Origin of the sequence: Pseudogulbenkiania ferrooxidans 2002 (assembly GCF_000174355.1) — a bacterium.
Lineage (GTDB): Bacteria > Pseudomonadota > Gammaproteobacteria > Burkholderiales > Chromobacteriaceae > Pseudogulbenkiania > Pseudogulbenkiania ferrooxidans.
On record NZ_ACIS01000012.1, the window covers coordinates 1 to 22,606 of the forward strand.

Sequence of the window (22,606 nt, forward strand, 5' to 3'; positions counted from 1 at the left end):
GGAGGCAGCGGGAAGCAGACGTTTAGCACGTGAGGTGGCAACTTAGGAACGGCCGCATGTCGCGAAGGAAAGGCAGCGATGGACGGCCTGATGAGTAGTGAAACGCCGAGGTTGACGTGGGGTGGCTGACAATTGCGAAAGCGCCACGATCATTATGGTATGAGGCTAAGGCTAAGACCGGTTAATCGTGGCTAATTCTGGCATTGAGCAATTAGCCAGATTAGCCGTTTTAGCCTTAGCCATACGCAAGACAAAACGTAACGGTTTTCGTAATTCACCACCAACCAAAGTGGCGCATGAACGCCTCACGCTTGACCTCGATAGCCTATAGACAGTCGGCCAACTCGACGATCTCCAGGCGACGTTCCAAATTTTCAACCTTGGCGATATAAGACTGCGGCCGTGCGAGCGCATTTACCAGCACAGCCTGCGTGATGCTCCGTTGCTCACGTTCGGCAACAAGCTGCCTGATCAAGGCTTGATAGCGGTCATCATGGATGGTCTTCATACACCGATAGCAACACTTGCCATAAATAACATCCAAATGGGATAATTTGTTTGGCATGTACATCACAAAAGCGAGTGACAGGGTCTTTCTGGCAAGAGATCGGCTAATCGGGGGGCGTGTGAGGGTTGATGGTAGCCGTCACATGCACTAAGTGGCCAGCAACAGAGATGCCGGGGGCACATCCAGCGCAATAGCAATGCGTTCGATGTTGTAAATCGTCACATTCTTTTCACCTCGCTCCAGCATTCCGACATATGTCCTGTGAACGCCGGCACGTTCGGCGAGTTCTTCCTGGGAGAGGCCGAGTTCAAGTCGCCTTTTGCGGACGTTAGCCGCGAAAACGCTGACGAGCTGGCATTGGTGGGGCTTGACGGACATCTGGCGAATGTCCGTCATTGCATACTACGATTCCACATACTACGATTAGCATTTCGAGCGCAGCACGAGGAGAGCGACGATGCCCCTAAGAACCAAAATCTTTCTAGCAGTCGCTGGCGTTCTGCTCATGGGGCTGTCCTTTGCGTTTCTTACCGGCTGGCTGAAGTACGCCCTGATGTTTGTGGGTTCCGTGATGATGCAGTTTTTGTGGCAAACCTATGCAGGCACACCTGCACCTCCGCAAGATGAGCCCCAACCACACTTACGTTTTGATGAAACTGATTATGTCGATTGGTCTAGAAACTGCGACTGGCCCTCGATGGATATCGGCCTAGGGGCTGGGCGCGACGACTCTTACAACATTTGAATGGGCAATCCAGTTAAAGGGGAATGAGATGCGCACAAGAATGCACGGACAATTGCGGACAAACTATGCGTCCAGCCAATGGGAGCGATACACCTTGGCCGGTTTGAGCATGGCACTATGGTCAGTGACTGCCGTCTCTGCAACGGCGACCCTCGCCAACTCTCCGTTCAAGATCTATGAAACGGTCAGGGACATTCAACCAGCCATCAATAGAACTGTCTATGTGATAGGAGCAAAACCCGGTGACAGCCTTGCGGCTACGCGCGGGGACAGCTTGCTGGTCCTGAACTATGGCCCCAAGACCGTAATGCCGAGCATTGAGGTAGTCAGCGATCTCTCCCTGACGACTGGCGATGCCACGCTGAATCTGAAAGCAGGCGATAAGGTCATTCCTGAGGCTCGCCTGCACGATGCTTCCGGCCATACTTTTTATCTCGTACTGACAGACCCAAAAACCAGCACGTTCCTCAAGAAGTACCGCTACTTTGCTCTAGCAGAGACCGGTGAGGTACTTGATCGGGTATTCAGCTCTTCATCAGATGGCTACCTCACACGGGAAGAGGTAAAGGAGGCTAGTGGCCGCTTTACCTTAAATCTCGAGGAGAAATCGGGCCAACCGCGATGCAGCATGTCGACCGTCTTCCTCGGGCAGTCCGAAGGGACGCTCAGGTTCAAGTTGATTCGTTCCGATGCCAGTGGAGCGGTGAATGCCGAACAAGTGCGTTCGTTTGCGGCCGGAGTGAGATCAGTTTCGTTGCCTGGCGCCCAGCTGACCATTACGAAGGTAGATGCTAAGTCCATCAAGGTGCATATCGACAGCCTGCCGCCGGTTGATTGCTTGGCAGGTCTTTAAGGTCAAAAACCAGGGGTAATGTAATGGGCAGGAACATACGGTTGTTGGTCCTTGCCGGTGCCAGCCTCGCGGCGTTCGCTCAGGCAGGGGAATTGAACGAAGCTGTTGTCACGGTAGCACGCACTCATCAAACCACCCTGGCCACCATCCACGGTCGTGAGGCCCACGTGATTTACGTTGGGCAATTCAACGATTGTGAAGCCGTATCCGTGCGCACCAGCGGACATGACCAACATTTTCGCATCTGCGACAGCAAAGTAATCGATCGCAACACTGTGGCGCCGAAGTGGCCGGCAGGCCCGGATAACAAACGGGTGCTTGCTGCCGTCGTCCAGAATGCAATCCTTTATGGACAGGCCAGCCAGAGCGACAACGATGGCTATCAGATCCGGGCGCAAACTCTGGGAACAGTTGGGGCGTCATGCAAGAACCTCGATGTGCTGATCAGCTTTGATGGCGACCTCGTCGATCATGCGTTGAAGAAGGTATGCGAATAACGCAAGCAGATTTACAGGAGCGGAAGTGGTGAGCAAGAAATTCCTAGTATTATGGTTGGTATGTTTCGTAAGCTCAGCCAGCTTTGCTGCGGACTCCTTTCATACGGATCTCGGGATGGTCCAGGTATTTTCATCGGAAATCGGCACCCACCCGACAATCTTGATGAAACTGTTCAACAGCAAGATCAGTGCTATGGATGAGCAGTATCCAGAGCTAGCCAAGGTGTTTTTGGAAGAAGTGGCTGCGGCTGGCTACCCGATCACAGTACCGCAAGAGAAATCCCAGTTTTATACGATCGAGGAAGTCTACGCCGGCAAGCCAGAAGACTATGTCTTTCCCAAAGAAAGCGAAACATCGGGATTACGGTTCCCTATCTTTCATTTGCTAGGCAATGGGTTGATGTGCGCGGCCTTTAGGGCATGCGACAACCTTGCCATCGCTGCCAATGCCACATTCGACACTGTCAACAGTGCCCAAGCTGAGGCGATACACAACACAAGCCCCGAGCTGCCTGAAGGTCAGAAAAAGGCCACGTTGATGGTGATTAGCAAGCTCTGCACCATGCAGGGAAGATCCTGTGCACTGTCCGTGGCATTGGCGTATGACCCCGTTGTCAGCATGGATCAACTTCGCCTAGCGAACGCCCGGGAGGGTTTCCCTCGGAGCATGTTGCTGAAGTAACGAGTTTCCCACGGCCGGGGCCGGTCTAGAATTAATCACGCCTCGACTCCTTATTCCATTGGAGAGTAGTCATGAATAAATTTCTAGCAGAGTTTCTGCGTGCGGCACGGCAGAGCCCGCGCTTGTATTTCGCACCGCTCATCGGTGCACTACACGGTGCGCGAATGGAATTGCAGGAAGCTCTGAACGATGCCGACCCGCAATGGCGCCGGAGCAATCGAGTTCCGATATCCACAAACAAAAGGCCGTAGGGCAAAAAAGTGGAGCGCCCAATGGGTCTCCGGACTAGGTGCCTACTCGCAGCGACTGGCTTGGCAAGTGCTTTGGCAGGAGTTTACTTCGGAGGTTCTGGCCATGTCTTTTGGCCATCTGTGGTGGGTGGCCTGCTAATTTCCCCCCCTTTGGACGATGCTGGAGTCTGGTTGGGACGAATTTTCTGAGACGCATCGTACCCTCATTGATGACACCTTCTTCGGCGACGAGTCTTCTTCTTTGTGGCGCAGTGCCGACCCAAATCATATTTCTAACGGCGGGCAAAATATCACCGGATGGCCCGACCTATAACACTTATAAATAATTGATTTTAAAAAACTTTCCACGATTCAACTCCCGTTATAAAATCATTCTGCGATCCGTGAAAGGGATGGCTGCCACTCACTCTGATTGTGATGGGGCTGCCAACCCCAAATCACACTCGCCCACATCGCCTTGAACGACTGCCAATCGTTTGAGGACTGCCGCTGTAGCGTGGTGCTCGTAATGGAGCTCGCCATGCTGCGATGGTGCGCTGGGGGGTGAAATTCCCTCCTTCGACCCAATCCATGCATAACTGATGGATATGAGACTGGGCGACACGGAAACGGCGCACGGAAGGAAATGACCGTGCGACCTGTCGCAGGGTGAAAGCAGGTGATCAGTCCTGCCTATGGCCGATACCGAAAGGGTTGGACATATGCCAGACACGTAGGCTACTGAGGGCGCAGTAATGCGTCAGGCCGCAGAGGGGAAACCTGGAAGCGGCGGCACCTCGGGAAACCGAGGGTCGTTGAATAGCTCAAGCGTGTAACGGCACCCTCGGTCATTGAATGACGCGAAGGGTGCTGTCTGGAGTGTTGTAGAGCTGCTATCCATGTTCAGCATGGACAGTCAGGGCGTGATGATACGTTTTCCCAGTAACCGACCAGCTTTGGAATCTCGTGGCGGTGAAAGCCGAAAGGCGGAGGCCCTCAGGGCTACGGGCAAATAGTGGAGCGCGGCAGCGCTACGGCATGTAGTAGCCGGCGACTAACGTGGGAATCACCTACTCCTCTAGATGCGGGGTGGCACCCGAGTAGGGAGAGGTGAGGGAGACTGGCTGAGTAGGAGATGCGAACGCATGTCGACCAGCAGGGCAGACCTGACGGATGTTCTGTTTGGTGAAAGGCCGGAGCGGCAAAAGATGTAGGGCGAGTGTGATTTGAAAACTGCGGGGGGCTTGGCCGCCCTCCTCTTTTTACGGAGAAACAATTATGTGCAATGCATGAATAACGGCCGGATGGCCACCGTCGCATCATATGGATGCGCAACCACCGCCGGGCTTTGCTCGGCGGTTTTTCTTTCGGACAAGCAAAAAAAGAGGAGGCCTTTTCGGAGGCCTCCTCTTGTCAGGTTAGGTTAGGCCCACATCGGCAATTCAAACCAATAGTCGACCGGTAGTTCCCCAGGAGTATGCCAAGCGACATTGGTCGTTCCAAGCCAATTCCAGGCCCAATGCTGATCATTGTCGTCCTCCGGCCGACGACGCCAGCATTGCGACTCATACTTTTCGAATATATGTGCTTGGCCAGTCCTCACCGGGTGGGAGTAGATCACTCCGATCTGGCCAACGTCTGGCACGCAGATCATCCGCGCCATGTTGAGCGTTACCCTTTCCCCATCGATCAAAAAAATCCCAGTCCAAGAATCCAGCCGCTCGAGCAGCGTTACATCGTACCGGCACAAGCAATTACACGAGCAGCTGCTTTGATTAGTATTCACGTTCATCCCCATCTCCATGGTTTGTCATAGCAATGGGTGATGGAGCACAGGAGCGTGTAATCACATATCCTCAGTGCTGAGTCCTGGGAAGGCCGCCCTGAACAGCGACCGCCTCTCCTCCATTGTGATAGTTGGAGGCGGGGGTAGGTCCGGCCGAGTGCGGTCCGGCAGGAATCGAATATACGGCAGGAAGATACGCTCAGATAGTTTTAATCCTCTTCCGGATCGTAGTCGCTTCCACTCCCCTCGCAACTCGGTAACCAGTCGCCCGACTTGGCGGCGCAGTAGTCTGAAACCCGGTTCGGCGTACAGTTGATCCAGGAGCTGCTCCGCATGCTTATCGCGCCGAATGCCATCGATCTCAATCTCCTGCTGTCGGCTGGGTGGTAAGGAGGCGATCGTGTGGATCTTTTGTTGATAGTGCCTGTAGGCGGCACTGCTCAGCTGCCATGACCACGTTTTGCCATCGTGGACGAGCTCATATTTTCCGTCCGCTGCGGTAAGGCGGCTGTCACGATTGCGCAGATCCAGCAGCTTTTCACGTTCGTGCACACGGCCGGCGCCGTCACTGGCGATTAGTACCCAAAAGATGGGGATCTTCCCGTCCTGGTCAGGGATGGTCGAGCGTCGGACAGCAAATAGGGAGGCGCTTGCCTCGCCCGCTCGCCGGCGTTTTTGCTTTGTCTGACGGGATAGCTCCGTTTCGTACCCTGCGGCAAACTTCTTTGCCATCCGGAGATAGCGTTCGAGGTCAGTATTACCACACGTATAGTGATAGTGCCCGTGGGTGGCTGCCATTTGCAGCCGCTGCAAGAAAATCAGAGTGTTGTCGTATAACATCCTCCACCTCGCTCGAATATGCACTGCGCAGCAGTGTATTACGCACTACTCAATGTGCACTGCACATTACACACTGCACATATCGCATTGCCCAGTGTGTAGTGTGTAGTGTTGGGGGTGAGATTAAATGCTGATGTAGCATAGGGGACAACATAAAGAGACATCATTAGCAAATCAAGGGCTTTAGAGATACAAAGGAGTCGTCGCAAAGCGACGACACAATTAGAGATTCCAAAATTTTCACTTTGCGAAAGACAAGCCACATAAACCACCCTCCACGTAGATTTAAACGCACAGCAAAGACATCCACTCAGACTAAATAGCCAAGCCCCAGCCAAACACACTGGAGCAATGCAAACGACAGATACCAAAAAGCCCGCCTAGCATGGCTAGCGGGCTTCGTGGTCGCAAGTTCAACCTTTCGGTTTTTCCCAAACGTTACAGGAGATCGGGATAGGTTGGCGGCTCTCGCTGCCTTGACATGATTAAACCAGAATCCGGAGCAGGATGCTCAATAATTACCCCGGGGTAAAAAAAGTAGCGCCCAAGGAAATCCAGGGGCTATATTGAAGGTTTACACAACGCTGTTTTTCATCTCCTTCCGCTAAGCGAATTCACGCTTGGCATTGTCACGTTCCTAGGAGATGAACATGCTAACTTATGAAGACATCTTGCCCTTGATTAAACAGGGGATTGCAGACATGACGGATGCAGAGCTGGTGCTGTTTGACTATCAGCAACTAGGACTTCTGATAATAAGTGAGATCCATACTGTTACCACCTGCCCTGACGTCTACGACCCAGATTGGAACGATCCTGTGATAAAGGTGTTCCGTGAGTCGACATTTGGCCCGTTCTACACCGTAGTTGGTTTGCCAGTGCAAATGCATGTTAAACCTGTCAATCCAGACCGGGCTGATCACGAAGTTCGGGCCCTGATTCACAACCCTGCCCGGCTTGCACCAGTCGCAAACGCCATCCGTCAGACACTGATGGAAAACGCAGAAAACGCGGCCAAGCTTACAGCAGAGGAAATTGCTCAAGGGCTGCAATGATCCAATCTCACCAACCGCCTAGCTTAGCCAGGCGGTTGTTACTGACTTTCCTCCGAGAAGTGACCTCTCCCCCCTCAGCCCGCACAGAGAAGTCTGGGAGAATCACAGGCATGAATGCAAAAAAGTGAAGCCCCCGAAACCAGGGGCCTTACTTTTTCAGAGGGTAATCAGGGAAGCAGTGGCAAACCTAGCTCTTTTAAAAACGCATTATGTTTTTCAGTAGCGGCTTTGATTTGCTTATCAAGACTCAACAATTGTTCATGTACGTTACCCAGAATGATCTCTTCTTCTGTCTCTGCCGTGCTCACGTATCGTGAGATATTGAGGTTGAAATCGTTCTTCTCGATCTCCTCCATGCTAACGCGCCGCGAGTAACGAGGCTCTTCCTTGCGGTACTGATAGGTGTCGATGATCTTTTCGATATGCCCGATCCCTCCGCTAGGCATCTCGTCGGTCCGGAGCAGCTGGTTCTGCCGCTTGCCCTTCTCGAAGTGCTCAGCCGCGTTGATGAACAGCACGTCGTCAGGCTTCTTGCATTTCTTCAGCACCAGGATGCACACCGGGATGCCGGTGGAGAAAAATAGGTTGGCGGGCAGGCCGATCACCGTGTCGATATGGCCATCATTTAGCAGCTTGGTGCGGATGCGCGCCTCGGCACCGCCACGGAACAGCACACCGTGGGGCAGGATGATAGCCATCACGCCGTCTTGCTTGAGGAAGTGGAAGCCGTGTAACAGGAATGCGAAGTCAGCGGCCGACTTCGGTGCCAGGCCATAGTTCTTAAAGCGGGTATCCTCGCCCAACGCCTCGCTCGGTTCCCAGCGGTAGCTGAATGGTGGGTTGGCCACAACGGCGTCGAACTTCGGCATCTTGGCCGGGTTGGTCTCACGCAGCATGTCCCACTCATTGAGCAGGGTATCTCCATGGAAAATATCGAATTCCGAGTCCTTCACCCCGTGCAGTAGCATGTTCATGCGTGCTAGGTTGTAGGTGGTAATGTTCTTTTCCTGCCCGTGAATCTTGCCGATGCCGTGAGGCCCCATGCGGTGGCGCACGTTCAACAGCAAGGAGCCAGAGCCGCAGGCGAAGTCGAGCACGCTGTCCAAATGTGAACGCTTGCCCGTGGCGGGCTCCTGGCTGTCCAGCGTGACGATGGCGGACAAGATGTCTGAAATACGCTGCGGTGTATAGAACTCGCCGGCCTTCTTACCCGAGCCTGCCGCGAACTGGCCAATCAGGTATTCATAGGCATCGCCCAAGGTGTCGCTGTCGGTAGAGAACTGGCCCAAGCCCTTGGCGATCTCAGCAATGATCTTGCACAAGCGCGCATTGCGCTCGGCATAGGTCTTGCCCAGCTTGTCCGAAGCTAGGTTGATCTCCGAAAACAATCCTCGGAAGGTGCTAGCGAAGGACTCTTCCTCGATGTACTTGAAGCCTGACTGCAAGGTGCTGAGCAGCTCATCGTCCTGGGTTCGCGCCATTTCCGCAATATTGCCCCACAGATACTGCGGCTCAATCACGTAATGGACCTTGCGACGCATCTGTTTCTCAAACTCAGGCACATCAACAGCGTTGTCGGCATACCAAAACGACAACGGACTTAGGCGATCTTCGGGTTCCAGTTCCGGGTAATCGGCCCCCAGCTCCTTCTTGGCCGCAGCTTCATAGTTGTCCGACAGATAGCGCAGAAATAGGAAAGCCAACATGTAATCACGGAAGTCATCCGCGTTCATGGCGCCGCGCAGTTGGTCGGCAATGGTCCAGAGGGTATTACCCAGTTTTTGCTTTTCGAAATCAGTCATGGAGTGCCTGCTATTGCCGCCTCAGGAGCCTGAGGGAACAAATCTGGATTGAATGGATAGCGATTCAGGAAGTCGTTCAGAATCTTCCTAAAGTAAGCCTTGTTCTCATCGAGCATCTGCTGCGGCTCATAAAGTGAATAGTTGCCGTGGCTCAGGATGTTGATCAGGCGCGTGTGCAGAATTCCGTCTGGGTCGTCGTCATCCTGCTTGATGCAAACCGAGAAATTCTTGTGCCCGTGAAAGCTTGCTGTCTTCTCCAAGATCGTGCGCAGCATATTGAAGTGGTGGGTGAACAACCGGTCTTCCTGCATAGCCTGGTATAGCTCGGCCAAGGCCGCAACATGGTGGAAGAAGGGTGTGTCGCCATCTTCTGGCCGCAGTAAATAACCGCCACTGGATGGCTGCTTGTTGACGACGTATTTACGGGCACTCTTCATCTCGTTGCACAACACATTGAAGAACAAGGTGTGGTGTGTCGAAATCACCGTCTTGAGCTTGTTGTCCTGCCGTTTGAGCAATTGTGCTAGGTGATTGGCCACGGCAATAGCGTTGTGCTCATCCAGCGAGGAAATTGGATCGTCGATGTAGACATACTTCACCCACTGATAAGCCTCAGCACCGTCCAGTGCCAGTTGGACAATCGCCAGGAAAAAGCACCAGATGAAGATATTTTCTTCGCCACGCGATACCTTGATATTGTCAACAGTATGTCCGTCAACCGAGCGCGAAAAGCGCACCGCCCAGTTCTCACGATCTATACGAAAATCAAAGTCAGCATAGCGCTGCAACAATGGTCGAATACGGTTGTCCATTTCGAGCTCAGCGGGACCATCAAAGAAATGCGAAGATGCATTAATAGTTAACTTGCGCTCGACATGGCCATTTAAGTCATTGTCCCAGTGAAATAGATCCTCTGTAAAAGCGTTGAAGTAAAGGGTGTCGCGCCTCTCATTCGCGCCTTCACTCTGCTTGCCAATGTCCTTGAAGGCCATAGACAGCCGCGTCTTGCCGGTGCCGTTATAGGCATAGAGCAGAATAGCTTTCTTGTTTTCCAACTCTCCGCGCAAATTATTGGCGAGAGCAGGTAAATCGACAAAGGTTAGTCCCGGATTCATGCCACCCCCTCACCGACAATGGGAAAAAGTTGCTGCCTCAGACCTTTTCTATGTATGTTGAGAGCTTCAATTTTCTGAGCTTGATCCGAGATCAGGCTATCGGCGAACGATAAGAAATCAGCTATTTTTTGTTGCTCGTCTGGATTTGGAACAAAAAACTTGTACTTTTTCAGTTGATTGCCGTTGATTGAGTTGATGGTGGCTCCGAGGTCGGCAGAAACCTGCCTTTCGTATGCGTCTGTGCGGAAAAGATGTATGAGGAACCTAGCCGATTCTGACCTAAATATCGTCATAAATGCGCCGTGAGTGCATGGTGGCATTTCTTTTGGGATAAGTGCACTTTTCCCAATCAGAGACTTGGATCCATTTCGGACACAAATCAAAATATCATCTGGCCTTGACGGGTTGGCCCCTTTTATATCTGATCGCACATAAACATTATCATCCAATGTAATTCTGCCATTCTGAATATTTGATGACCTTAAAACCAGCAGTCCGTCGACCCGTAGATCCTCAGGACTATACGTCAAGCCAGAGACCAGCTCCCCGAGCTGGCCAAGTTCTTTTTCCTCCCACCCCCCTGCATCCCGAAATTCCGGAAACCGTAGTCGTGGCACTGCTTCGCCTTCGCGAGGAAAAAGCTGTTGCATCAGACCCTTTTTGTGGGTCTTTAGGGCATTTAGTTTTCGGGTTTCTGCCGTAATCAGCTCGTCAAGAGAAGACAGACAGTCGGTGATTTTTTCTTGCTCATCTCGCCCAGAAACAGGAAGTGGCAGCCCCATGAAATCATCATTTGTGATGCTAATGCGATCATGTCGAGCGCCGGTGCTGGAAGCTTGGCGCATGTGTTGGTGCCAGTGCGTCGATTTGAAGTAATGGGCGTAAAAATCGTCTTGGTCGTTATTGAATTTGAATACCGTATACAACGGTGACATTACTCCAAGACCAACTCTATTCTTGGAAATAGGGCCGACTGGAGCCATTGCAGAAATACGAGGGTTATAGACATAGCTCCCTTCCTCAACAATGTAATAGCCTTCAAGATTTCCTTGATTGGCAATATCTTTATCGAAGAAATCGCGCTGATCAATTACGCCAAATTCAGCGGAGTTAGTCAAAACGCGGGTTACTTCGCAGTCAGTATTCTTGCGCGTTGAGCGTCTCGCCAGCTTCCCTAGCGGCTGAAAACTCCATGGCTTTTCATCCTGAAATTCAGGAAACCGCAACCGAGGCACCATCGGCAGTTTTTCATTTCTACTCATGCAGCGTGCTCCTGCGGTCGTGCAGCGATGGCCTTGAACAGGTTCCCAGCTTGGTCATCAATGAGTTCAATCTGTGGCCAGGCCCGCAAAGCGCGCAGCAGGCCGCTACCTAGTCCGCAATACGGCAGGAGCTTGGCGGCAAAGGACGCCAGGATGGTATTACGCATATTCGAGTTGCCGGCCTTGATGTTTTCGATTGTCAGGTTGTTGGGCAGGTGGCCAGGGCTGATGATCCCGACGCAACCTGCAAAGACAACGTCCACGACGGATAACTCCCGCACCGAACCGCCGTCATTCAAACCGATGAAGAAGCGTCCGCCAGCTGTGCTGCTGAAAGCGACGACCTCTGCCGCCAAGGCATCGGCATTGGTCATGTCCGTCTTGAACTTCTGTCGGCTATCCTCGCCCAGGCTGAGCAGGTTGATCAGCTCTGTGGTTTCCATAGGTTGTAGACCTCTTTGCGACGGTTGAAGGCTTCCTGGCCCCCTTCCATGATGTTGATGATGGCTTCCTGCACCGGGCGCGCGTCGATGCTGCCGCTTCGCGTGGCGACCTTCTCGTCCTGATATTGGCAGGCGTGCACCTGCTCCGCGTCACCCAGCACAGGGAAGTTGGCGTTGTGGGTGGCGAAGATGAATTGGGCGTGAGGCTTCATTTCGCGTAGCAGCTTGATCACGTCGTCGTAGATGGTCTGGTTGTCCAGATCGTCTTCCGGCTGGTCGATGATGATTACGTCGTTCTGGCGTTGGCTGAGCACGTACAGCAGCAGCGCCGAGGCACGCTGCCCGAGCGAGTGGTGCTTCAACTCTTTGCCGCGATAGCGGATGACGAATCGGTTGGGCACCTGCCAGGTGACGAACTCGGTCAGGTTCTGCATGAAGGTCTTTTCGAAGACCTCGGGGGTGCTGCCGGCCTTCGCCAAGGCTCCCGGCAGGGCACGCAGAAGGCCGCCAAAATCGGCATAGTCCTCCATCACCGCGCGCAGGGTGGTTTCACGGATGTTGCTGCCCTTGTAGAGCTGCTGCATGAAGCTGATGGCGGCTTCCTTATCGCCCTTGAAGTCGGCTTCGATCTGCAAGGCGGTGTGGCCAGCGTTCACGCGGTCCAGCTCCGCCTTGATGGTGTTGAACTCGCGCAGCCAGAGCTCATTGAGCTTGTCTATCTCTGCAAACAGTGCGTCGCGGATGCTGGTCTGCTGTGATTCCTGCTTGGCCAACGCCTCCAGCATTTGCTCCGCCTTGGTCTTGCGTTGCTGCTGGGTCAGGAAGTCGTCCGGCTGAATGGCTGTCATGCCGGTTTGCTTGAGTTCCTGAGCCAATTGGCGCTCGACTTGTGCGAACTCCTCCTGAAGGTTCTTGCTTGCGCCTTCAAACTCGTCCTGCTTGGCCTGGAGGCAACCCGCAATGGCTCGCGCGTCTTGCTCGATCTGCTTGAGCTGATCGACTTTGGTAACGAGCTTGGAGAACTCGGCGTAGTAGGCCGTGAAGAAATCCGGGTTCTGCTTGGACACGTAACTCGGCGCGTTGCGCAACTCGTCCTCATGCTCGGCAATCAATTGCCCCAGGGCGAGGAGGAAGCTGTCTGCCCGCTCCTTCATGCGCGCGAGCGCATTGGCGTCCTGCTGAAAGCCGAGGCGCTTTTGGAGCTTGTCGGCGACGCCGTGCTCCGCGAACTTGGTCAGACGGAAGTTGGCATCGTTGAGTTGGGTCTCGAAGTCGCGTTTGAGTTCGGCCGTGTTGCTGAGCTTGAGCCAGCGCTGAGCAGCGTCGCGTACGCGCTGGCGTTGTGCCTCAATTTCGTCACGCAGCACACGCAGCTTCTCGCCAACCAGTTTTTCCACTAGATCGGTCTCGAAGCCTTCGCCGGTGCTGGAAAGGTCCTTCTGGCCGAAGTAGATCGGGCGGCGCAGTACGGTCTCCCGGATCGACACGCCAGGCTGCAACTTGCCGCCCAGGTAGACGTTCGGGGCTTCGCGGAAGATACGGGAGATGGTGAACTCCTGTCCGTACACGTCGCAGGCTGTCAGCGTCACCTTGCCGCCGCTGCCAAGAGTGTGGCGGATCAACTCATCCTTGTACTTGGTGTCCTGGGCTTTCTCTCCTCGTGGAATATCGAGGGCGTAGCGCACCGCCTCCAGGATGGATGACTTGCCGCTGCCCCGGATGCCGATCAGCGTATTGAGTTCGGAAGAGAAGTGCAGCGTCTGCCCATCGAGGATGCCCCCGTCGAAGTGGATGCTACGGATGTGCGACGACTGATGCTTGGGAGGCTCCGTGGCGACCCGCGCAGCGGGGTCGCTCAAGGCAAACTTGACTGCCTCAAAGGACAGCTCGCCCAATTTCAGATAGCAGGCTTTGCCCTGACCAATATCCTCTATGCATTTGGCGTCACAGCCTTCGAGTTCGGCAGGGTACCAGTCCCCTAGATGCAGCTGCGCTTTGGTCCGGCAGGGCTTGTTCTTCTCTTGCTGCTTGTTGTACGTGCGTACCTTCTGGAAGCCCAGGGTGCGGCGGCGGAAGAACTCGTTCTGGCCTAGTTCGGCAAGACGCCCCCCGTCCAGCTCGGCCCAAAGCCCGCTCGGTGCTTCGACGTGGGCAAAGACAAGGAAAAAGTCGCGATGGTAGCTTTCCAGCTTCTTGATAGTTTCCAGCAGCGACAGAGAGGAACGCCCGTTTTCCTGCTCGTACTGAGCTGGGACTTTTCCTTCAAACGCAATGCCCAGGAAGGGGTTTATATGGTCATGACCATCGGCCAACCAGTCGTCGGAAAAGACAACAAGCGTATGAATACCATTGGCACCGTCATTGACCGACAGCTCGACACCGGGCAGCAGTGCGATGCTTTTTTTCAGGGCTGTCTTGCGTAATGCCTTGAATTCCTCGAAGTCGAACTTGTTGTGATTGGTGATGATTCCCAACTGGATGCCCGCGTTCTCCAGTGCATCCACATAGTTGCTGTTGTAGAAGTTGTCATCACCCGTGAACTTGAACTCGCGGTCTGCGCGGGTGTGCAGATGGAAGTCTGCGCGAATCCACTGTGCCCCTTGTGCAAAGACGGCCCCCATCATCGTCCCTCCTCATAAGCGGCCAGACCAGCGATATCTCGGCCTTGGGCGAGCTTGTGCAGCAGTGGAGTCAGCTCTTCCATCAAGGCCAACTCCTTCACACGCCGGCTCTTCCAGTTGAGTCCGAGTGGTTCTAGGAAGTCGGTGAGCTTCTCTCCGTCGAATATGCGGCGTCGCAGGATTTCATCGACAAAGCCTTGCAGTGCTTCAGGCTCAAGCCCATGGCGGTTGGCAATATCGGTCAGTTCCCGTGCTTTCTTCTCTGCCTTGAAGCGGTCGAATCCGTTACGGATTTGCTTTTCGTCTAACGCTTCGTTGACCGGTAGATCCCGGATGTACTCGGCAATGTCTTCGCGCTCGTCGATGAACTTGGCGTCGGACTGGATCAGACCAATGAGCTGCTCCCGGTTCATGGTGAGCTTGCCGGTCTTATGTGTCAGCTTCGCAATGAGGCCCATGATGTAGTCGTAGTCGATCACCGCCGACGCAAAGAGAACAAACTCGAAATCAAGCTGCTCTACTTCGGGCGGAGCCTGATCGCGGTCCTGTTGTTCCTTCAGGCGTTTGGCAGTCTCCAGGTACACCCCTTTGAACCCTTGCAGCTGATCGGGCGGCGCAATCTGGGTGATCTGCTCCTTCTGTTCTTCGGAAAGATCGGTGTATTGATCGAGCTGGGTCTTGAGGCGCTGCACTTCCTTGAACAGGTTGACGAATTGCGCCCGAGCTGCGTCGCCCTTTAGGTTGGCCACCTCTTCCGGCGCATTGGCCACGCCTTGTGACTGCATGAAGTCAGCCAGCTTCTGGGTGGCCGTCTGCAGGTTGTCGATGACCTTTGGCGCAGGGTCTACAAGCCAAATTTCGCGCGGGTTGTCGATCTTCTCGCCGGAGAAGAGCGCAATTGCCTCTTCGACCGGCTTCTGCTGCTGGCGGAAGTCGAGGATGTTTCCATAGGGTTTACTGTCGTTCAGCACGCGGTTAGTCCGCGAGAACGCTTGGATCAAGCCATGGTGCTTGAGGTTCTTGTCCACATACAGCGTGTTGAGGTACTTGGAGTCGAAACCGGTGAGCAGCATGTCCACGACAATGGTGATGTCGATCTTTTGCTCGGCTGGCAGATCGGTGTTCGGGTACTGCTGATCCTTGATGCGCTTCTGCACATCCTGGTAGTACAGGTCGAACTCGCCAATGCGGTGGTTCGTACCGAAGCGGGCGTTGTAGTCAACGACGATACGGGTGAGCGCTGCTTTTTTGCCTTCAGGGTCCTGCTGGTTATCTTCCTTTTCTTGCGGCAGGTCTTCCTGAATCTGCTGCACGTCCTTGTTACCCTCGGCGGGCGGGGAGAACACGCAGGCAATGTTCAGCGGGTGGAATTCGGGGTCTTGCTCCGCTCGCTGCTTCTGAACGTTGGCAAATAGTTCGAAGTACTCGATAGCATCATTGATGCTGGCAGTCGCTAGCACAGCGTTGAACTTGCGCCCATTGGTAGCGGCGTCGTGCTTGGCCAGGATGGTTTCAATGACCTTCAGTTTGGCAATACCTTCGCCGGGCTTAGGTGGGTTCTTGCCCTCGGGCTTGAAGTAGTCCACGTGGAAGCGCAGGACGTTGCGGTCCTCGATGGCGTGGGTGATGGTGTACTGGTGCAGGCAGCGCTGGAACAGATCGTCGGTGGTTCGGTAGCTGGCCTGCTGCCCCTCAATTTGTTGATAGCTGGCGTTCTTCTCAAAGATGGGCGTGCCCGTGAAGCCAAAGAGCTGAGCGTTGGGGAAGAACTCTTTGATGGTTTTATGGTTCTCGCCGAACTGCGAGCGGTGGCATTCGTCGAAAATGAACGTGATGCGAGCTTCGCGCAGCGCCCCCAAACGCTCTTTGTAGTTGCGCTTATTGGTGCCGTCCAGAGCCAGTCCCAGCTTCTGAATGGTGGTGACGATGACCTTGTCGGCGTAGTCATCCGACAGCAGGCGGCGTACCAGCGCTTCTGTGTTGGTGTTCTCTTCGACGCAGCCTTCCTGGAAGCGGTTGAATTCCTCGCGGGTCTGGCGATCCAGGTCTTTGCGGTCCACCACGAACAGGCACTTGTCGATGTCCGGGTTGTCCTTGAGCAGGGTGGACGCCTTGAACGAAGTGAGCGTCTTACCTGACCCGGTGGTGTGCCAGATGTAGCCGTTGCCGCAGTTCTGGTGGATGCACTCCACGATGGCTTTGACGGCATAGATTTGGTACGGCCGCATCATCAGCAGCTTCTGCTCGCTGGCCACAAGCACCATGTAGCGGCTGATCATCTGGCCCAAGGTGCACTTGGCCAGGAACTTCTCAGCAAAGCTATCGAGTTGCGTGATCTTCTTGTTGTCCTCGCTGGCGAACTGGTAAACCGGCAAGAAGCGCTCATCGGCGTTGAAGCTGAAGTGCCGCGCATTGTTGTTGGCGAAGTACCAGGTATCGGTGCGATTGCTGACGATGAAGAGCTGCAGGAAGCACAGCAGCGTTTTGCCGTAGCCATTGCCGGGATCGGTCTTGTAATCAACGATCTGCTGCATCGCCCGGCGTGGGCTGACGGCCAGGGTCTTCAACTCGATTTGCACCACCGGCACACCGTTGATGAGCAGCATCACGTCGTAGCGATGATGGCTGTTATCGGTGTTCATACGCAACTGGTTGACGACCTCGAAGTCGTTCTTGCACCAGTCCCTGATGTTCACTAGGGTGTAGTTCAGTGGCGTTCCGTCGTCTCGCTCAAAGCTGTTGATGTTGCGCAGCGTCTGGGCTGCGTTGTAAACATCGGGCGTGACGATGCCATCGAGGAGGCGCCGGAACTCGCTGTCGGTCAGATGTACCCGGTTGAGCGCTTCGAACTTGGCGCGGAAGTTGGCTTCCAAGGCTGCGCGGTCGCGGATGTCTTGGCGATAGGTGTACTTGAGGTCGGTCAGCTTCGCGATAAGATCGTCTTCGATTTGGCTTTCTCTCGTTATCATCGGTCTGACCCTGTTGGCTCACAAAGCAGTAATGATACAACGTTCCCCTGTAGAGCTTGGATATGGCGCTTGTGGAAGCGTGATGAGCTCACATGTTGGAACGGTGAAAAACCAGTCCCCTCCTAAAGTTGGCCAGCTCCGCTGTCGATCTAAAGACACCACTAGAATTGCAATCGCTCGCTGCTTGCCTCGTCCTATGCACAAGGGAATTGCACTTGAAATCGGAACATCCCGTTTCATCGCGTACCCAAGAGTGTACCCATTGATAAAACGTGAATAGTAAAAGCCTTATCTAAAAATATTATGCGCCTCATACTCATCAATCAGATCCAACATCGAATAAGCCATCGCACCGCTTCGGCCAACGTCTCGGAAAGCCCCGCCCGTCGGGGCTTTTTTCATGCCAGCGCGGCCACGCCGCTGCCATTTCCGGCAACTATTGATCCAAATCAAGGGCGCCCGGCCCGGTTGAGTGGAACATCCTGCCTGTGAACGGCTCTGAAGACGACAGGGCCCGCCTCCTCTCCCGCCCATCTGCACTGGACAGCAGTTATTGCGACGGCGAGTCATTCCCAGGGTCTCTCCCTGTCTAGCCCCGCTGGCGATTATTTCATCAGAATTTTGTAACAGTTTGTAACAGGGCCACACCCTCGTTTCGGACACATGCGAAATTCATAGAACCCTAATATATCTGGCGCTTGCGGCAACGCATCAAAACGGGACGCGCATCATCACCATCCGAACCGGGCCAATCCGGCCTCCAGCGCCGCGCCTGCGCTATTGAACAAGCATCAAAAATGGCTTTCAATACGACCCGTCCAGTTCAGATCCTAAGGATGGAATGACCACCCCATTCCATTCGCTTTTCCTTATCTAAAGCGAAGTAATCGACAAGCATCGCCGTGTCGTCAACGGCTCGCCAGTAGCGCGGCTACCCATCTCGCAAGAGGTCTTTCCGCCCGCTTCCAGGCTCGAGCCCGTGCAAGTCGAACAGTGAATTTCTGCTGTCACGCCATCTATCTGAACGATCGCCAAATCGTTCTTATCAAGTGATCACCGGGGCCATCGCGAAGTTGGAATAGCCGTTGCCGGCTACGTCGCGGCGTGCCGTTTTGACCGGAACTGCGGCGTTTGGCCAAGTCATTCCGCCTTGGGCGGAATGCGCGTTTTCTACCCGGCCAGATCGACAAGGCAGCGCGTGCTGTCGCGTCGGCCTGGAAGGGAATGACTACAAGCCACTTTCAATTCACTAAGGTCGTAGGATGATAAACAGTAAACACCCACGCATTTTACGAGGGCTTCCGCTGGCCGCCGCCGCCCTGCTCTCCGGCTGTCAGGGAGGTATTCTTGACCCGAAAGGCCAGATCGCCGCAGACGAGAAATCGCTGATCATCACGGCCACCGTGCTGATGCTGTTGGTGGTCGTCCCGGTGATTTTGATGACGCTCGGTTTCGCCTGGAAGTATCGCGCCGGCAACAAGAGCGCCGCCTACGACCCGAAATGGTCTCACTCCGGCAAGATCGAGGCCGTGGTCTGGATCATCCCGATCATCATCGTCTCCTTCCTCGCCGTCATCACCTGGAACAGCACCCACAAGCTCGACCCGTACCGCCCGCTCGACTCGGACAAGAAGCCGATCACCATCCAGGTCGTGTCGCTCGACTGGAAATGGCTGTTCATCTACCCCGAACTGAACATTGCCAGCGTCAACCAGTTGGCCTTCCCGGCCAACACCCCGGTGAACTTCAAGATCACCTCCGATGCCGCGATGAACTCCTTCTTCATCCCCCAGCTGGGCGGCCAGATCTACTCCATGGCCGGCATGCAGACCAAGCTGCACCTGATCGCCAACGAACCGGGCAGCTACGACGGCATGTCAGCCAACTACAGCGGCGCCGGTTTCTCGGGCATGAAGTTCAAGGCCATCGCCACCGCCTCCCCGGCCGAATTCGACGCCTGGGTGAAGCAGGTCCGCAGCGGCAAACCGCTGGACCCCACCAGTTACGCACAACTGCTGAACCCGAGTGAAAACAACCCGGTGCAGCATTTCTCGTCCGTCACCCCGGGCCTGTTCTACGGCGTACTGAACAAGTACATGGCCGGCCATCAGACCGCCATGGAAGCCGGACTCAGCCCCATCCAGCTTGCCGCGCTCACCAAGAGCCTGTGCAAGACGCCGGTCGTTAAGGAGTAAATACAGAAATGTTGTTAGGTAAACTGACGCTGGACGCCATACCGTTCCACGAGCCGATCATCATGGGAGCGCTCTCGGGCGCCGGCCTGATGGGGCTCGCGGTCATTGCCGCCATCACCAAGTTCGGCAAGTGGGGCTACCTCTGGAAAGAATGGCTGACTTCGGTCGACCACAAGAAAATCGGCGTGATGTACATCATCGTCGCGCTGGTGATGTTGCTGCGCGGCTTTGCCGACGCCGCCATGATGCGGACCCAGCTCGCCATGGCCACCAACGGCCACCTCGGCATCTTTCCGCCCGAACACTACGACCAGATCTTCACTGCCCACGGCGTGATCATGATCATCTTCATGGCCATGCCGTTCATGACCGGCCTGATGAACATCGTGGTGCCGCTGCAGATCGGCGCCCGCGACGTCGCCTTCCCGTTCCTGAACTCGCTGAGCTTCTGGCTGCTGGTGGCGGCTGCGGCACTGGTGAACCTCTCGCTCGGGGTGGGTGAATTCGCCCGTACCGGCTGGGTGGCCTACCCGCCGCTGTCCGAGCTGGCCTACAGCCCGGGCGTGGGGGTGGATTACTACATCTGGGCCCTGCAGATATCCGGGATCGGAACGACACTGACAGCGATCAACTTCCTGGTGACCATCCTCAAGATGCGCACCCCGGGCATGAAGCTGATGCAGATGCCGATCTTCACCTGGACCTGCACCTGGGCCAACGTGCTGATCGTGACCTCGTTCCCGATCCTGACCGGCGCGCTCGCCATGCTGACGCTGGACCGCTACCTGGACTTCCACTTCTTCACCAGCGAAGCCGGCGGCAACCCGATGATGTACCTCAACCTGTTCTGGGCCTGGGGTCATCCGGAGGTATACATCCTGGTCCTGCCGGCCTTCGGCATCTTCTCGGAAGTGGTCTCCACCTTTGCCGGCAAGCGCCTGTTCGGCCACACCTCGATGATCATCGCCTCCGGCGTGATCTCGGTGCTGGGCTTCATGGTGTGGCTGCACCACTTCTTCACCATGGGCTCCGGCGCCAACGTCAACGCCTTCTTCGGCATCGCCACCATGGTGATTTCGGTGCCGACCGGCGTGAAGCTGTTCAACTGGCTGTTCACCATCTACCGCGGCCGCCTGCGCTTCACCTCGCCGGTACTGTGGACCCTGGGCTTCATGGTCACCTTCTCCATCGGCGGCATGACCGGCGTGCTGATGGCGGTGCCGGGTGCCGACTTCGTGCTGCATAACAGCCTGTTCCTGATTGCCCACTTCCACAACACCATCATCGGTGGCGCGGTATTCGGCTACCTGGCCGGCTTCGTGTTCTGGTTCCCGAAAGCCTTCGGCTTCAAGCTGGACGAGCGCCTGGGCAAGGCGGCGTTCTGGTTCTGGCAGACCGGCTTCTACTTCGCCTTCGTGCCGCTCTACATCCTGGGCTTCATGGGTATGACCCGTCGCCTGAACCACACCGACAACCCGCTGTGGACCCCGTGGCTGTACGCCGCCTGCATCGGTGCGGTACTGATCGCGCTGGGCATCGGCTGCCAGCTGCTGCAGATCGTGGTCAGCCTGCGCAACCGCAAGCAGCTGGCCGACGTGACCGGCGACCCGTGGAATGCCCACACCCTGGAGTGGTCCACCTCCTCGCCGCCGCCGTTCTACAACTTCGCCAAGCTGCCGCAGGTGCATGACATCGACGCCTTCACCGACATGAAGGAAAAAGGCGTGGCCTACCAGGTACCGCAGCAGTACGCACCGATCCACATGCCGAAGAACACCGCGGCCGGCGTCTACATCGGGGGCTTCACCCTGGTGTGCGGTTTCGCCCTGATCTGGCACATCTGGTGGCTCGCCATCGTTGGCCTGATCGGCATCATCGGCAGCATGCTGGCACGCGCCTACGACAACGATATCGACTACTACGTCCAGCCGGACGAGATCGAAGCGATCGAACGCGAACGCTTCGAGAAGATGGGTATCGACTTCGACCGCTATGACGAACGCGACCAAGGCACGGCCCGTCCGCGCCCGGCAAAAACTCTGGAGCAGGTGTAAACAGCCATGACTTCGCACGCAACCGCACTACACGACACGCACGCTCACGATCATGAGCATCACGACAGCGGCGCCAGCACCCAGCTGGGCTTCTGGCTCTACCTGATGACCGACTGCATCCTGTTTGCCAGCGCCTTCGCTGCCTACGCGGTGCTGTTCGGCAACGTCAACGGCGGCGTCGCCGGCAAGGAAATCTTCGAGCTCAAGTACGTGCTCGTGGAAACCTTCGCCCTGCTGTTCTCCAGCATCACCTACGGCTTTGCCATGATCAGCGGCCACAAGGGCAGCAAGGCCGGTCTCCTGGGCTGGCTGGCCGTCACCTTCCTGTTTGGTGCCGTGTTCATCGGCATGGAACTGCACGAGTTCGGCACGCTGATCGCCGAGGGCCACGGCCCTGACAAGAGCGCCTTCCTGTCCGGCTTCTTTGCCCTGGTCGGAATGCACGGCCTGCACGTGACCGCCGGCCTGATCTGGATGGCGGTGATGATGCTGGAAGTGATCAAGACCGGCCTGACCGGCCGCGCCATGACCCGCCTGAACTGCCTGAGCATGTTCTGGCACTTCCTCGACATCGTGTGGATCTGCGTCTTTACCGTCGTCTATCTGAAAGGGGCCATCTGATGAGCCAAGCTCACGATCACGCGGCCAGCCACGGCAGCGTCAAATCCTACCTGACGGGCTTCGTGCTGTCGGTCATCCTGACCGTGATCCCGTTCTGGCTGGTGATGAACGGCAACCTGAACCCGCACGACACCCTGCTGACCATCGCCGGCTTCGCCGTGGTGCAAATCCTGGTGCATCTGAAGTACTTCCTGCACCTTGATTTCACCACCGAGGGCCGCGTCAACACCCTCGCCTTCCTGTTCACCGCGCTGGTGATCGTGCTGCTGGTGGGGCTGTCGGTCTGGATCATCTTCAGCGCCGACGCGCTGATGATGCCCTGAGAGAG

18 protein-coding genes are annotated in these 22,606 nt (G+C 55.5%); 9 read left to right on the forward strand and 9 right to left on the reverse strand.

All coding sequences use genetic code 11. The annotated features are described in order from the left end of the window. Window positions 1–325 precede the first annotated feature (325 nt). Together FURADRAFT_RS17785 and FURADRAFT_RS17790 are read right to left on the reverse strand one after the other, a co-directional pair. A complete protein-coding gene (locus FURADRAFT_RS17785; protein ID WP_008955564.1) occupies window positions 326–508 on the reverse strand; it encodes a hypothetical protein in 183 nt (60 codons plus the stop codon). A 147-nt stretch (window positions 509–655) separates the two neighbouring features. Then, complete coding sequence (locus FURADRAFT_RS17790) at window positions 656–904, reverse strand: helix-turn-helix domain-containing protein (RefSeq protein WP_236261626.1); 249 nt, start codon at window positions 902–904, stop codon at window positions 656–658. Between the two features lie 61 nt (window positions 905–965). Here FURADRAFT_RS17790 and FURADRAFT_RS17795 point away from each other — a divergent pair, with 61 nt between their 5' ends. The 4 genes from FURADRAFT_RS17795 to FURADRAFT_RS17810 are packed head-to-tail and all read left to right on the forward strand — an operon-like array spanning window position 966 to window position 3,285. Further along, on the forward strand, window positions 966–1,253 hold the full coding sequence (locus FURADRAFT_RS17795) for a hypothetical protein (RefSeq protein WP_008955566.1): 288 nt from the start codon (window positions 966–968) through the stop codon (window positions 1,251–1,253). A gap of 28 nt (window positions 1,254–1,281) precedes the next feature. Further along, window positions 1,282–2,106, forward strand: a complete 825-nt coding sequence (locus FURADRAFT_RS17800) for a hypothetical protein (protein ID WP_008955567.1) — start codon at window positions 1,282–1,284, stop codon at window positions 2,104–2,106. 41 nt (window positions 2,107–2,147) lie between these two features. Next, on the forward strand, window positions 2,148–2,603 hold the full coding sequence (locus FURADRAFT_RS17805) for a hypothetical protein (protein ID WP_201441971.1): 456 nt from the start codon (window positions 2,148–2,150) through the stop codon (window positions 2,601–2,603). A gap of 28 nt (window positions 2,604–2,631) precedes the next feature. Next, window positions 2,632–3,285: a hypothetical protein gene (locus tag FURADRAFT_RS17810; protein WP_150105103.1), complete on the forward strand. Its 654-nt coding sequence runs from the start codon at window positions 2,632–2,634 to the stop codon at window positions 3,283–3,285. Window positions 3,286–5,361: 2,076 nt separating this feature from the next. Here FURADRAFT_RS17810 and FURADRAFT_RS17820 read toward each other — a convergent pair. Continuing rightward, a complete protein-coding gene (locus FURADRAFT_RS17820) occupies window positions 5,362–6,141 on the reverse strand; it encodes a hypothetical protein (protein ID WP_008955570.1) in 780 nt (259 codons plus the stop codon). A 650-nt stretch (window positions 6,142–6,791) separates the two neighbouring features. Between FURADRAFT_RS17820 and FURADRAFT_RS17825 the strand changes: the two genes are divergently transcribed. Continuing rightward, complete coding sequence (locus FURADRAFT_RS17825) at window positions 6,792–7,196, forward strand: hypothetical protein (RefSeq protein WP_008955571.1); 405 nt, start codon at window positions 6,792–6,794, stop codon at window positions 7,194–7,196. Window positions 7,197–7,363: 167 nt separating this feature from the next. Here FURADRAFT_RS17825 and FURADRAFT_RS17830 read toward each other — a convergent pair whose 3' ends face one another. Genes FURADRAFT_RS17830 through FURADRAFT_RS17855 form a run of 6 tightly spaced genes read right to left on the reverse strand, consistent with a single transcriptional unit; the run spans window position 7,364 to window position 17,408 of the window. Beyond that, window positions 7,364–8,998 carry a type I restriction-modification system subunit M gene (locus FURADRAFT_RS17830; RefSeq protein WP_008955572.1) on the reverse strand — a complete coding sequence of 545 codons (1,635 nt, stop codon included), beginning with the start codon at window positions 8,996–8,998 and terminating at the stop codon, window positions 7,364–7,366. Beyond that, a complete protein-coding gene (locus tag FURADRAFT_RS17835) occupies window positions 8,995–10,113 on the reverse strand; it encodes an AAA family ATPase (RefSeq protein ID WP_008955573.1) in 1,119 nt (372 codons plus the stop codon). The genes FURADRAFT_RS17830 and FURADRAFT_RS17835 overlap by 4 nt, the downstream gene beginning before the upstream one ends. Further along, complete coding sequence (locus FURADRAFT_RS17840; RefSeq protein WP_008955574.1) at window positions 10,110–11,375, reverse strand: restriction endonuclease subunit S; 1,266 nt, start codon at window positions 11,373–11,375, stop codon at window positions 10,110–10,112. The genes FURADRAFT_RS17835 and FURADRAFT_RS17840 overlap by 4 nt, the downstream gene beginning before the upstream one ends. Beyond that, the gene (locus FURADRAFT_RS17845) at window positions 11,372–11,818 is read right to left on the reverse strand and encodes an ATP-binding protein (RefSeq protein WP_008955575.1); all 447 of its coding nucleotides are present in this window, start codon (window positions 11,816–11,818) and stop codon (window positions 11,372–11,374) included. The genes FURADRAFT_RS17840 and FURADRAFT_RS17845 overlap by 4 nt, the downstream gene beginning before the upstream one ends. Further along, window positions 11,800–14,442: a TrlF family AAA-like ATPase gene (locus FURADRAFT_RS17850; RefSeq protein WP_008955576.1), complete on the reverse strand. Its 2,643-nt coding sequence runs from the start codon at window positions 14,440–14,442 to the stop codon at window positions 11,800–11,802. The genes FURADRAFT_RS17845 and FURADRAFT_RS17850 overlap by 19 nt, the downstream gene beginning before the upstream one ends. Next, window positions 14,439–17,408, reverse strand: coding sequence for a type I restriction endonuclease subunit R (locus tag FURADRAFT_RS17855; protein WP_008955577.1), 2,970 nt, complete (start codon window positions 17,406–17,408; stop codon window positions 14,439–14,441). Before FURADRAFT_RS17855 ends, FURADRAFT_RS17850 begins: the two co-directional genes overlap by 4 nt. A 1,262-nt stretch (window positions 17,409–18,670) precedes the next feature. Between FURADRAFT_RS17855 and cyoA the strand changes: the two genes are divergently transcribed. From cyoA to cyoD, 4 genes are read left to right on the forward strand one after another with little or no spacing between them, the layout of a single operon-like run. Beyond that, complete coding sequence (gene cyoA / locus FURADRAFT_RS17860; protein ID WP_008955578.1) at window positions 18,671–19,603, forward strand: ubiquinol oxidase subunit II; 933 nt, start codon at window positions 18,671–18,673, stop codon at window positions 19,601–19,603. An 8-nt stretch (window positions 19,604–19,611) separates the two neighbouring features. Continuing rightward, window positions 19,612–21,657: a cytochrome o ubiquinol oxidase subunit I gene (gene cyoB / locus FURADRAFT_RS17865; protein WP_008955579.1), complete on the forward strand. Its 2,046-nt coding sequence runs from the start codon at window positions 19,612–19,614 to the stop codon at window positions 21,655–21,657. Between the two features lie 6 nt (window positions 21,658–21,663). Next, window positions 21,664–22,278, forward strand: coding sequence for a cytochrome o ubiquinol oxidase subunit III (gene cyoC / locus FURADRAFT_RS17870; RefSeq protein WP_008955580.1), 615 nt, complete (start codon window positions 21,664–21,666; stop codon window positions 22,276–22,278). Further along, window positions 22,278–22,601: a cytochrome o ubiquinol oxidase subunit IV gene (cyoD, locus tag FURADRAFT_RS17875; RefSeq protein ID WP_008955581.1), complete on the forward strand. Its 324-nt coding sequence runs from the start codon at window positions 22,278–22,280 to the stop codon at window positions 22,599–22,601. The genes cyoC and cyoD overlap by 1 nt, the downstream gene beginning before the upstream one ends. Window positions 22,602–22,606: the final 5 nt, after the last annotated feature.